The following is a 12365-nucleotide window of genomic DNA, read 5'->3' as shown; positions in this document are numbered from 1 at the left end:
GGTCAGCCGACGGCGGCCCGGCCACGGCCTTTCGAAGGGGAACCCGTATGAGTGAGACGACGCAGGCAGAGGAGGCCCTCGTGGCCGAGAACATCCTGATCCTGGACATCCTGAGGGGGCGGCCGACGCCGGACGAGGTGCGGGCGCTCACCGAGGCGCTGCGGACCACCATCCGGGCGGAGCAGAGGCGGCGGTCCGGCGGCGCGGGCCACCGACCGGCGCCGCGGCCAGCGCGGCCCGCCGGGTCCTGGCAGTCCGGGCCGGAGCTTTCCTGGGGCTGACACCTCCGGGGCCGTTCGCCGGGGTTCGCGGCACACGGTGCTTTGTGAACCCCGGGGGCGCGGGGTCACGCCTCGTTCAGGTCCACCAGTTCGGTGCGGGCCTCGGCGGAGGCCTCGGCGCACCGGGCCAGGAAGCGGATGAACTCCTCCTCCTCGGCCTTGGTGAAGGCCTGGCTCAGTCGTGTCTCGACCCGGACCGCCGCCTCGTCCGCCTGCTTGAGCAGGGCGTGACCGCTCTCGGACAGCCGGGTCTCCAGGATGTGTGAGTGCAGCGGGTGCGGTTTGCGCTCGATGAGCTCCCGCCGACTGAGCGTTGCGAGGACGGACGACATCGTCTGCGGGGTCACCAGGCACCGCCGGGCGAGGATCGCGCCGGACAGGCCGGGTTCCTCCGACAGCACGAGAAGTACCGTGTACTGCGGGACGGACAGGTTGAACTGACGCAGCACCGCGTGCTTGGCCGCGATCAGCTCCTGCTCGGCGCGCTTCAGGTGATGACCGATCCGCTGGTCCATGGGAAGCTGGGTCATCTGCGAATCGTATATCAGGGCAGTTGTCCCTCCGTGCTCGTCGGTCCCTCCGGGAACCGGCACCAAGGCGATACCCGGGGCAGGCGTGTGCACACCTGCCCCGGAGGGAGGGCTTTCAGTACCGCTCGCCCGCGACCGCGGCGGCGATGGGGTCGAGCGCGTCCAGGTCCTCCCGGGTGAGGGACAGCTCGGCGCCCCGCACGTTCTCGTCCAGGCGGCCGCGTCGCTTGGTGCCCGGGATCGGCACGACCGGCAGACCCCACGTCGAGGCCTGGGCGTGCACCCAGGCGAGGGCCACCTGGCCGGGGGTCGCGCCGTGCGCCTCGGCGATCCGCTCCACGACGGCGAGCAGCTCCCGGTTCCGGGTGGAGTTCTCCTCGGAGAACCGCGGCTGTCCCCGGCGGAAGTCGTTCTCGGCCAGCCCCTCCGTGGAGGTGAACTTCCCGGTGAGGAAGCCGCGCCCGAGGGGGGAGTAGGGGACGAAGCCGATGCCCAGGTCCCGGCAGGCCGCCAGGATCCCCTCGTCCTCCACGTGCCGGGTCCACAGCGAGTACTCGGTCTGGACGGCGGCGATCGGGTGGACGGCCTGGGCCTGACGGATCTCCTCGGCGCTCACCTCGGAGAGTCCCAGGTGGCGGACCTTGCCCGCGGCCACCAGCTCCGCCATCGCCCCCACGGTCTCCTCGACGGGCACACCGGGGTCACGGCGGTGCATGTAGTAGAGGTCGATCGTGTCCAGCCCCAGACGGCGCAGACTCGCGTCACAGGCGGACCGTACGTACTCGGCGTCGCCCCGGATCGTGCGCTCTCCGGTGTCCCGGTCGCGGACGATCGCGAACTTGGTGGCGAGGACGACCTCGTCGCGCCGCTCGCGAACGACCTTGCCGACGAGTTCCTCGTTGGCTCCGTGGCCGTACATGTCGGCCGTGTCCAGGAACGTGACACCGAGGTCGAGGGCGTGATGGAGGGTCGCGATGGACTCCGTGTCGTCGCCGGGGCCGTAGAACTCACTCATCCCCATGCACCCGAGTCCCTGGGCGGACACGGTGGGGCCGTTGGCGGTCAGCGGGACGGTCCGCATTGCGCACTCCTGTGGTCGGGATCGATCGGCACGACCCAGGAGTGGCTCGCCGCCTGTGGGGGGGCGACGGGCGGCGCTCGCCCCTCCTGAATCTACGTAATCAATCTATCATAAGTATTCTTATTAATCGCAGGTGTCGATGGAACTACATATCTCTGTCCTTGGCGGAGGACCACCGCGGGAGCGCCGTCGCCCAGGCACGTGAACAGGAGACGGGGAGCCGGAACGACCTCGAACACCTCGGGCGCTCCGTCCGTGATCGAGGACAGGGCCAGGCAGCCGGAGACCACGTGGTGCCGGATCCACTCGCTGGTGTACAGGTCGGGCTCGACCCCCGGCACCAGCCGGACCCGCAGGTGCAGCCGCTCGTCCTCGGTGTGCGGGTCCACCACCACGACCTGGGCCTGGTCCACCGAGTCCAGCTGACGCGCGAGCGTCACCAGCTCGAGCGGGGAGACCAGCCGGGTCAGCCGTCCCAGGGGCGCGTCGATGCGGTTGTGCGTTCGGATCGCCTGGCCGGGCAGGCCGCACCCGCAGCGCGTCCACTCCGCCGAGATCCCGGTGTCGTACCTGAGCAGGGGGATCACCGCCTTCTCGTGCGTCACCGTCACGAGCATCCGGCCGTCGTCGATCTCCGTGTACTGGTGCGGGAGCAGATGGAGGGTGTCGTCGGAGCACGTGGGGCCGCTGTGCCCTATGATCCAGGTCTCCGCCGACCCGAAGAGCGCCCAGGTGCGCAGGTGGGGGAACTGGGACCGAATCAGCGCGCGGGTGTCGGAATCCAGCGCCGGGCCGCTCCAGACCACCTTGCTCAGGAAGTCCAGGCCGCGTCCCTCCGCGGCGCAGAACCGGAGCAGGCGGCGGATGGTGTCGAGCGTGGTGGCCAGCGCGGTCACGCCCCGCTGTTCGAACAGGTCGAGGTAGGGGCCGATCATCGTGTCGGTCGGCGCGTCCATCGACAGGGTCGGCACCCCCGCCCGGGTGGCCAGGGCGGTGTGCAGGTCGTGCGAGGCCCGCATGTGGAAGGGCGTGGTCAGGCTGGCGAGGAGGTCGCCGGGCTCGAACGGGTTCACGTACGGGGCGATCTCGTCGAGGTACAGGTCGGCCGGCAGCGCCCCCATGCGCATCGTCGAGGTCGTCCCGCCCATGATGTGCAGCGAGGCACGGTTCAGGGCGGTCGGGGCGTCCCTCATCAGGGCGTCGGTGGCCTCGCCCAGTTCGTCCCGGGTCAGCGTGGGCAGTTCCGTCAGGCGGGGTGGACGGCTCCGGCTGGCGTAGTCGCTGTACTTGTCGCGGACCACCGGGATTCTGGAGAGGCGGGCCAGGGCATGGGACAGAGACCGGGCCTCGTCATGTGATTCCTCTGCCCCGGAAGTTATTGTCATTCTCGTACTCGCATTCCTAGTTATTCTCAGGTGGCCGTAAGCGGCCGACCGGAGTGGTTGCGGTGCGGTTAATGAACTAGAACTGCCGGGAACACTCCCGGAAGTTCCCTTCGGTGGCCGACAGGGTTGGGGTCGGTGTCACTCGAACAGTAAAGCAGGTTCCTACGACAACCGGCCAGGGTAAAGTCTCTTTATTTGTGATCGGGTGAATGCGTATGGTTATCAGTTCTTGTCGGGGGCGGTGCCCGGAAGGGTTCAAGATCATTTTCAAGGTTGTGAGGTTGGTCACATGGGCTTTCAATACCATGGGGTAACCAGAAGGAAATGGAATGTGTCCTGGAGGTCACTTCGGGGTTGAACTGGCCACGGGCCAGGAAGCGGCCTCGGCGCACGTGCGGGGTGCCGGGCGGGGGTGACCGGCGGCATATACCCTGGAAACCGACGCCCTGGTGCGACGCCGTGCGCGGCATGCCGTGCCGCCGGCGCGCGGGGGCGCCTCCCGACCACAAGAGAGAGCACCCATGAGTGACATCGAGCGCGAGGTCCACGCGGTGGCCGAACGTGCCGGGGACGCGGCGGTCGACCTCGCCCCGCTCAGCCGGGCCGTGAAGGACGCCGCCCTCCTCGCCGTCGCCGACGCCCTCGTCAAGAGGAGCGACGAGATCACCGCCGCCAACGCCGAGGACGTGGAGCGTGCGCGGAGCGAGGGGACCACGCCGGCCTTCGTCGATCGCCTCACCCTGACCCCCCAGCGGATCGAGGCCGTCGCCGACGCCGTGCGCCAGATCGTCGAGCTGCCCGACCCGGTCGGGGAGTCGGTGCGTGGCGGTGTGCTGCCGAACGGCCTGGACCTGCGTCAGATTCGGGTGCCGCTCGGTGTCATCGGCATCATCTACGAGGGGCGGCCCAACGTCACGGTCGACGCCGCCGCGCTGTGCCTCAAGAGCGGAAACGCCGCCCTGTTGCGCGGTTCCTCCTCCGCCTACTCCTCCAACGCCGCCCTCGTCTCGATCATGCGCGAGGCGCTGGAGGGGACCGGTGTCCCGGTCGACGCCGTGCAGATGGTGCCTGGTCGCACCCGCGAGTCCTCCACCGCGCTCATGCGGGCGCGGGGACTGGTCGACGTCCTCATCCCGCGCGGGGGCAACTCGCTGATCCAGGCGGTCGTGCGCGACTCCACGGTCCCGGTGATCGAGACGGGGGAGGGCCTGTGCCACGTGTACGTGGACGAGGACGCCGACCTCGACAAGGCGGTCGCGATCGCCACCAACGCCAAGGCGCAGCGCTGTTCGGTGTGCAACGCGGCCGAGACGCTGCTCGTGCACGAAGCGGTCGCGGACACGTTCCTGCCCCGGGTGCTGGACTCCCTCGCCGAGGCCGGCGTCACGGTGCACGGCGACGCCCGCGTGTTGGCCGTGTCCCGGGCCGCGGGCGGTTCGGCGACGGTGGTCGAGGCAACCGAGGAGGACTGGGCCACCGAGTACCTGTCCATGGACCTGGCCGTACGCGTGGTGCCCACCATCGACGACGCCCTGGCCCACATTCGGCGGTACTCCACCCGGCACACGGAGGCCATCGTCACCGACTCGCTCTCCGCGTCCCGGTATTTCGTGTCCCGGGTCGACTCGGCCGCGGTCATGGTGAACGCCTCCACCCGTTTCACCGACGGCGGTGAGTTCGGATTCGGCGCGGAGATCGGTATCTCCACCCAGAAACTGCACGCCAGGGGGCCGATGGGGCTCACGGAGATGACGTCGACCAAGTACGTTGTGACGGGCGACGGACACCTGAAGTAGGAGTCATAGGATCTTTCCACGCGGGGGTCGCCGGGCATGCCCGGCGACCCCCGCCGTGTATCAGGGAACGCCAAACTACACAAACACACCATGTGTCTCATATGCCACAGGAGGGTCCCGCGAATGCTTGATGCATGTGCAGTTTCCCCGGTCGAAACCTAGACAAACGAGATTATTCGCCTCAGAAGTATTCCCAAATCGCCTAGGTATCGGTACGTTCCTGCGTGTGTCCCGGCGCTCCGCCCTTCGGAACGCCGCCCCCATGGTCACGATGAAAGGAACACCCCCGAATGAAGCTTCCGAGTAAGGCTGCGGCGCTCGCCACCGCCTCCCTCGCCGTCGGCGGGGTCGCGCTCGTCGCCACCCCCGCGCAGGCTGACCTCGTCACCCTGTGCTCGGGTCACGGCGGTGCGGTCACCCTCCCGACCGACCTCGCGGTCCCCGAGGGGGAGAGCTGCTACCTGGACGGCACGGTCATCCAGGGCGACGTCACCGTTCGCGCGGACGCCAACCTGCACATCATCGGCGGTGAGATCGAGGGAGAGGTGACCGTCCAGGGCAACGGCTACTTCGACGCCTCCAGCACCACCCTGGGTGACAGCGTCGTCAACAACGGCTCCTTCGGTACCCACCTGGAGGAGAGCACCAGTGGCGCCGGGGTGAGCGCGGTTCCCGCCGAGGGCGGCAGCACCGACGGCTTCGTCTTCGTCGTGGACTCCTCGGTCGAGGGCCTCGACTCCGAGGTGGGTGAGGTCTACGTCAGCGGTTCCCGCATCGGCGGCGACGTCAGCGCCGACGGCACCGAGTACGTCGACGTGTACGACACCGCCGTCCGCGGCGACCTGTCCGTCACCGGTTCCGCCGGCGGCGGCATCCTGTGCGACAGCGAGGTGCTGGGCGCGGCCACCTACTCCGGCGGTGGCGGCCCGGTTGCGGTCGGCGCGGGTGAGCAGGAGGGCTTTTGCGAGTCGCTCAACTACGTCGACGGGGACCTCACCGTCACCGGTGTGACCGGCGGCGTGTACGTGGACAACAACATCGTCGGCGGTGACCTGTCCACGTCCGACAACCAGCCCGTCGCCCAGGTCGGCGACAACAACCGCGTTCGCGGCGACATCCTGACCGAGGAGGTCGCGCTGCGCTCCTTCGCCGCCGCCGTGACGGAGGAGTTCGAGGCCCACGAGGAGGGCCTGGTCGAGCAGGTCGAGGAGGCCCGTACCGAGACGATCGACGAGGCCATGGCCGCGGGTCCCGCCTTCTAGGAGGCTGTGCCCCCGGGGTGCGCTCCCGGCGGCGCCGACGGTTCTCCCGTCGGCGCCGCGTCGCGTGTGCGGGGTGGTTCGGGGCGTTGTGTGCGCTATCGCGGTATGTCGTCCTAATGACGACGGTCAAAGTTGGGTGATACAGTCCACCCATGGCTGACTCCGTGCGGCGTGTCGTGGTCACCGGTGGATCGGGCGGTATCGGACGAGCGGTCGTGTGCGCGCTCGCCGCGGAGGGATACCGGGTGGTCGCCCTCGGCCGGGACTCCGGTCGGCTCGCGGCACTGGAGCGAGAGAGCCACGCACACGGACTCGACGTCACCGCACGGGTCTGCGACGTGACCGACGAGGCCGCCGTCGCCACGACCGCCGGAGCCCTCGGCCCCGTCGACGTCCTGGTCAACAACGCGGGGACGGCCGCGACCGCGCCGTTGCGCGGCACCGGGCTCGACCTGTGGGAGAGCCACCTGCGGACCAACGCCACCTCGGCCTTCCTCATGACCCGCGCCCTCCTGCCGGGCATGCTCGAACGCGACCACGGCCGCATCGTCTTCGTCGCCTCCACCGCGGCCCTGGTGGGCACCCGCTACACGACCGCCTACACCGCCTCCAAGCACGCCATGATCGGGCTGGCCCGTGCCGTGGCCGCCGAGGTGGCCGGGACCGGGGTCACCAGCAACGCGGTGTGCCCCACGTTCGTCCGCGGTCCCCTGACCGACCGCTCGGTGGCGCGGATCGTCGAGCGGACCGGCCGCGACCGGGACCACGCCGAGGCCGCCCTGGCCTCGGCCTCACCCCTCGGCCGACTCCTGGAACCCGAGGAGGTGGCCGCCGCCGTGTCCTACTTCGCCAGCCCCCTGGCGCGCGCGGTCAACGGCCAGTCCCTGACCATCGACGGAGGAGGAACCCACACGTGAGCCCGTTCCGCGCGTCCGCCCCCCTGACCGAGGACTGGAACCACTTCGACGTCCACCACGCCGACGGGGTCACCACCGTGACCCTGGACCGCCCCGACCGGCTCAACGCCCTCACCTTCGAGGCCTACGCCGACCTGCGCGACCTCCTGACCGAACTGCCCCACCGGGGCGACACCCGGGCCCTCGTGCTGCGCGGCAGGGGCCGGGGTTTCTGCTCGGGAGGGGACGTCCACGAGATCATCGGGCGCACCCTGGCGATGGACCCCGACGACCTGCTCGCCTTCACCCGGATGACGGGTGAGGTGGTCAAGGCGATGCGGGAGTGTCCGGTGCCGATCATCGCCGCCGTCCACGGCACGGCCGCGGGCGCCGGGTCGGTACTGGCGTTGGCCGCCGACTTCCGGGTGGTGACGCGGTCGGCCCGGTTCGCGTTCCTGTTCACCAAGGTCGGCCTGGCCGGGGCGGACATGGGCGCCGCCTACCTGCTGCCGCGCGTCGTCGGCCTCGGTCACGCCACCAAACTCCTCATGCTCGGCGACACCGTCGGCGCGGAGGAGGCGGACCGCTGCGGACTGGTCAGCGAGCTCGTGGACGACGGCGCGCTGGACACCGCGGTGTCGGCGCTGGCCGCCCGGCTGGCGGAGGGTCCGGCGTTCGCCCACGCGCAGACCAAGGCGCTGCTCTCGCGCGAACTGGACATGAACCTGTCGGGTTCGGTCGAGCTGGAGGCGATGACCCAGGCGCTGCTGATGAAGAGCGCCGACTACGCCGAGTTCCACGCGGCGTTCACCGGTCGGCGCGCACCCGAGTGGAAGGGCCGCTGATGGCGGACGCACGCATTCCTCCGACACCCCACGCCCTGGTCGATCCGCCTGAGCTGGGAGCGGGCTCCGGTTTCGCCCACGCCGTGGTCCCCGCACGGGGCCGGACCGTGTACCTGGCCGGGCAGATCGCCACCGGCCCCGACGCGAGGGTGGCCGCCGAGGGGCTGGTCGCCCAGTTCGACCTCGCCCTGGCCAACGTCCTGACCGCGCTGGGCGCCGCGGGTGGTTCCCCCGAGCACCTGGTCAACCTGACCGTCTACACCACGGACGTGGCGGGTTACCGCGCCGCCGCCCGGGAGATCGGCCGCGCCTACCGGGGCCGTCTGGGCCGCCACTACCCGGCGATGGCCCTGTTCGGCGTGACCGGGCTGTTCGACCCCGACGCCCTGGTGGAGTTGGTCGGCGTCGGGGTCGTCCCCGAGCCCGCTACCCCCTGACGGTGGCGCGGACGTGCTCCAGAGCCGGGGCGCGCAGCAGGGTGTGCAGGTCGAAGAAGACCCGCGCCGCCCTGCTGCCCGCCCACGGGTCCGGCAGCAGCTCCGGCGGCAGCCCGGGGTCGAGGTAGGGCATCCGCCGCCAGGCGTCCACCGCGCGCAGGTGGTCGGCGAACGCCGCCGGGCCCGGTTCGGGTGTCCCCGCGCGGCCGCCGCGTCGCCGCCACGCCTCCAGCACGGGTTCGTGCTCGGTCAGGAAGCGCCGGTACATCTCCTGGAGCGCGGGCAGGTCCCACCAGCGTGCCACGGCCTCGGCCGGATCGCCGAAACCGAGGTGGTCGGCGTGGAAGAGATCCACGTACCCCTCCAGACCGAGACCGCGAAGGACACGGCGGGCCTGGTCGGTCAGGTGCGCCGGGGCGATCCACACCCCGGCGGCGGTGGTCCCGAAACCGAGTCGGGTGAGCGCGGTACGCAGGGCGTGGCGGCGGTCGCGTTCGGACTCGGGGACGGAGAAGACCACGAGCACCCAACCGTCGTCGGTCCGGGCGACCCGGTGCCCGAAGATGCGCTGGTCGCCCTCGGCCAGGACCCGATGCCCCTCCTCGGACAGGCGGTAGCCGGCCACTCCGCCGATCCGCTCGGAGACGAGCAGGCCGCGCCGTTTGAGTCGGGAGACCGCCGAGCGCACGGAGGGCGCGTCGACGCCGGGGCCGGCCATGAGCGCGATGAGGTCGGCCACACCGATCCATCCGCCGAGGTCGCGGGCGTAGGTGCCGAAGAACGACACGATGAGCGAGCGCGGCCGTCGGCTGACCCGTCCGTCGCCGTCTCCGCCTTCGGGGGACACGTGTGTCTGTTCACTGCTCTCCGTCACGTCCACACGATAGTGCCTCTTTCGTGAGTCCTCCCATCACCCGTTCTCACGCCGAGGCAAGGGCGGGGTCGGCAGAGAACTTCATATCGATCTCTTGACGGTCGTCGTCAGTCCTGTACATTCGGAACGTGGGATGGATCACTATCCGAGTCGAGGTCGCCCATGGGGTTCGCTCTGAACGACGCTGACCGCGCGTTCGCCGACTGGGTGGGGGAGCGCGCCGCGGAGCTCGCCGCCACCCCGCCAGGGGAACCGATGGGCCGAGTCGACCGACCGCTGCTCCGCCGCCTCCGCGACCTGGGCCTGCTCCCCGCCCTGTTCCCCGGCGCCCACGACGGCGGCCCCCTCCGCGAGGCTCCCGCCACCCGCCTGTGCCTGCTCCGGGAGCGCCTGGCGCGCGTGGACACCCACGCCGAGACCGCCCTCGCCCTCCAGGGCCTGGGCGCCTACCCCCTCCTCCAGTCCGGCACCGCCGCCCAGCGACGCCGCTGGATCCCCGCCGTCGCCGCGGGCGAGGCCGTGGCCGCCTTCGCGCTCACCGAGCCCGGCGCGGGCTCCGACGCCGCCGCGCTCGCGCTGCGCGCCGAACCGGACGGCGGCGGCTGGCGCCTGCACGGTGAGAAGACCTGGATCTCCAACGCCCCCGACGCCGACTTCTACACCCTCTTCGCCCGCACCACCCCCGGTGCCCGAGCCCGGGGCGTCACCGCCTTCCTCGTCCCGGCCGACCGCCCCGGCCTCACCGGATCCTCGCTGGAGATGCTCTCCGAGCACGCTCTGGGCCACCTGGTCCTCGACGGCGTCCCCGTCGGTGCCGACGACGTGGTGGGCCGTCCCGACGAGGGGTTCTCCGTCGCCATGCGCACCCTCGACCTCTTCCGCCCCAGCGTCGGGGCGTTCGCGGTCGGGATGGCCGACGCCGCTCTGGCCGCCGCCCGAGAGCACACACGCGGCCGCCACGCCTTCGGCGCGCCCCTCGACCGCCTCCAGACCGTCGCCCACACCCTCGCCGAGATGGCCACCCGGGTCGAGGCCGCCCGCCTCCTCGTCTACGCGGCGGCCGAGGAGTACGACACCGGCGGCGACGCGGTCACTCTCAGGGCCGCCATGGCCAAGCTGCTGGCCACCGAGACCGCCCAGTACGTGGTGGACGCCGCCGTGCAGCTGCACGGCGCGCGCGCACTGCGCCGCGGCCACCTCCTGGAGCGCCTGTACCGGGAGGTCCGCGCACCGCGCGTCTACGAGGGCGCCTCGGAGGTCCAGCGCCAGATCATCGCCCGCCACCTGCCCCCGATCCCGGGCACCCCACCCACCTCGTAGGCCCTGACCGCGGAGGTCCCCATGCCGCCGACCCTGTCACCCACCGGCCACGTCGACACCTTCACCCGCGACCACCTCCCGCCGCCCGAGCAGTGGCCCGAACTCGTCCTCGATCCGCCCGCGCCGCGCTATCCCGACCGGATCAACTGCGCCGAGGAGCTCCTGGACGGGACCATCGCCACCCACGGGGCCGACCGCCCCTGCCTCGTCGGAGAACGCGAGAGCCTCACCTACGGCGCCCTGCGCGACCGGGCCGACCGGGTGGCGCGCGTCCTGGTCGAGGACACCGGCCTGGTCCCGGGGCAGCGGGTCCTGCTGCGCGGCCCCAACTCCCCCTGGACGGCCGCCTGCTGGTTGGGGATCCTGCGGGCCGGGGGAGTGGTCGTCACCGTCCTGCCGGTCCTGCGCACCGACGAACTCGCCGCCGTCATGCGCTCCGCCCGCGTCACCCACGCACTGTGCGACGCCCGCTTCCTCGACGACCTGGCCGCCGCCGCGGCCGTGATGGCGTCCACTCCGCACGTGATCGCCTACGGGGGAGCGGGATCCGAGGACCTCACCGCACGCGCCGCCGTCCGACCGGCCGGGTTCGCCCCCGTGCGCGTGGCGGCCGACGACGCGTGCATGATCGCCTACACCTCCGGGACCACCGGCACCCCCAAGGGCTGCGTCCACTTCCACCGCGACGTCCTCGCCGTCGCCGACACCTACTCCGCGCACGTGCTCCGGCCCACCCCCGACGACGTGTTCACCGGCAGTCCGCCGTTCGGTTTCACGTTCGGGCTCGGCGGCCTGTTGATCTTCCCCCTGCGCGCGGGCGCCTCCTCGGTCCTGTTGGAACGGCCCCACCCCGGGGCCCTGCTCGGCGCCGTCGCCGAGCACGGCGTGAGCGTCCTGTTCACCGCCCCCACCGCCTATCGCGCCATGCTCGGGCGGCTCGACGGCCACGACCTTTCGCGGCTGCGGCGCTGCGTCTCCGCCGGAGAGCACCTGCCCGCCGCCACCTGGCACGCCTGGCACGAGGCCACCGGGTTGCGCATGCTCGACGGGATCGGCGCCACCGAGATGCTGCACATCTTCGTCTCCTCCACCGACGAGCACACACGCCCCGGCTCCACCGGGCGACCGGTTCCCGGGTTCGAGGCGGTCGTGCTCGACGACGACGGCCGACCCGTACCCGACGGGCGGCCCGGACACCTGGCCGTGCGCGGCCCGGTCGGCTGCCGCTACCTCGACGACGACCGCCAGCGCGACTACGTCCGCGACGGCTGGAACCTCACCGGAGACACCTACGTCCGCGACGCGGACGGCTACCTATGGTATCGGGCGCGCAGCGACGACATGATCGTCACCGCCGGGTACAACGTCGCCCCGGCCGAGGTCGAGGAGGCCCTGCTCACCTCCCCGGACGTGGAGGAGACGGCGGTCGTGGGCGTACCCGACCCCGACCGGGGCCAGGTCGTGCGCGCCTACGTCGTGCTGCGCGACGGCCTCACCCCCGACGAGGACCGCGCGGAGCGGCTCCGGGAGTACGTGCGATCACGCATCTCCCCGTACAAGACCCCGCGCTCCATCGAGTTCCGCCCGGTCCTACCCCGGACCGCCACCGGAAAGCTCCAGCGGTTCCGGCTGCGCTAGGCGGTCTTCTCCGGGCCCTT

The 12365-nt window shown here is 71.4% G+C and carries 12 protein-coding genes; 8 read left to right on the top strand and 4 right to left on the bottom strand.

All coding sequences use genetic code 11. The features are described from left to right. Positions 1-47: 47 nt before the first annotated feature. Positions 48-281: a hypothetical protein gene (locus KIK06_RS14420; protein WP_017597802.1), complete on the top strand. Its 234-nt coding sequence runs from the start codon at positions 48-50 to the stop codon at positions 279-281. 65 nt (positions 282-346) lie between these two features. Here the strand turns inward: KIK06_RS14420 and KIK06_RS14415 are convergent, their stop codons facing one another. The 3 genes from KIK06_RS14415 to KIK06_RS14405 all read right to left on the bottom strand — a co-directional run bounded on the left by KIK06_RS14415 (position 347) and on the right by KIK06_RS14405 (position 3193). After that, entirely contained in the window at positions 347-811 is a 465-nt protein-coding gene (locus tag KIK06_RS14415) for a MarR family winged helix-turn-helix transcriptional regulator (protein WP_268643522.1), read from the bottom strand. A gap of 115 nt (positions 812-926) precedes the next feature. After that, positions 927-1892 carry an aldo/keto reductase gene (locus KIK06_RS14410; RefSeq protein WP_268643521.1) on the bottom strand — a complete coding sequence of 322 codons (966 nt, stop codon included), beginning with the start codon at positions 1890-1892 and terminating at the stop codon, positions 927-929. 92 nt (positions 1893-1984) lie between these two features. Then, positions 1985-3193 carry an AMP-dependent synthetase gene (locus KIK06_RS14405; protein WP_268643519.1) on the bottom strand — a complete coding sequence of 403 codons (1209 nt, stop codon included), beginning with the start codon at positions 3191-3193 and terminating at the stop codon, positions 1985-1987. Between the two features lie 605 nt (positions 3194-3798). On the opposite strand from KIK06_RS14405, the gene KIK06_RS14400 reads away from it, so the two are divergent. The 5 genes from KIK06_RS14400 to KIK06_RS14380 all read left to right on the top strand — a co-directional run bounded on the left by KIK06_RS14400 (position 3799) and on the right by KIK06_RS14380 (position 8513). Beyond that, on the top strand, positions 3799-5073 hold the full coding sequence (locus KIK06_RS14400; RefSeq protein WP_268643517.1) for a glutamate-5-semialdehyde dehydrogenase: 1275 nt from the start codon (positions 3799-3801) through the stop codon (positions 5071-5073). Between the two features lie 290 nt (positions 5074-5363). Beyond that, on the top strand, positions 5364-6335 hold the full coding sequence (locus KIK06_RS14395) for a hypothetical protein (protein WP_017597807.1): 972 nt from the start codon (positions 5364-5366) through the stop codon (positions 6333-6335). A gap of 152 nt (positions 6336-6487) precedes the next feature. Then, complete coding sequence (locus KIK06_RS14390; protein WP_268643516.1) at positions 6488-7252, top strand: SDR family NAD(P)-dependent oxidoreductase; 765 nt, start codon at positions 6488-6490, stop codon at positions 7250-7252. Next, positions 7249-8076 (top strand): enoyl-CoA hydratase family protein, encoded by an 828-nt coding sequence (locus KIK06_RS14385; RefSeq protein WP_268643515.1) that lies wholly within the window; start codon positions 7249-7251, stop codon positions 8074-8076. The genes KIK06_RS14390 and KIK06_RS14385 overlap by 4 nt, the downstream gene beginning before the upstream one ends. Beyond that, a complete protein-coding gene (locus KIK06_RS14380; protein ID WP_017597810.1) occupies positions 8076-8513 on the top strand; it encodes a RidA family protein in 438 nt (145 codons plus the stop codon). The genes KIK06_RS14385 and KIK06_RS14380 overlap by 1 nt, the downstream gene beginning before the upstream one ends. On the opposite strand, the gene KIK06_RS14375 is transcribed toward KIK06_RS14380, so the two are convergent. Further along, positions 8503-9393, bottom strand: a complete 891-nt coding sequence (locus KIK06_RS14375) for a PaaX family transcriptional regulator (RefSeq protein WP_442789772.1) — start codon at positions 9391-9393, stop codon at positions 8503-8505. The genes KIK06_RS14380 and KIK06_RS14375 overlap by 11 nt on opposite strands. Before the next feature lie 156 nt (positions 9394-9549). Between KIK06_RS14375 and KIK06_RS14370 the strand changes: the two genes are divergently transcribed. Beyond that, entirely contained in the window at positions 9550-10707 is a 1158-nt protein-coding gene (locus KIK06_RS14370) for an acyl-CoA dehydrogenase family protein (RefSeq protein ID WP_268643514.1), read from the top strand. A 21-nt stretch (positions 10708-10728) separates the two neighbouring features. Further along, the gene (locus KIK06_RS14365; protein WP_268643512.1) at positions 10729-12345 is read left to right on the top strand and encodes an AMP-binding protein; all 1617 of its coding nucleotides are present in this window, start codon (positions 10729-10731) and stop codon (positions 12343-12345) included. The last annotated feature ends 20 nt before the right edge of the window (positions 12346-12365 follow it).

The organism is Nocardiopsis sp. EMB25, from assembly GCF_026797795.1.
Lineage (GTDB): Bacteria > Actinomycetota > Actinomycetes > Streptosporangiales > Streptosporangiaceae > Nocardiopsis > Nocardiopsis lucentensis.
This window is presented reverse-complemented; position numbering and strand designations above follow the sequence as displayed.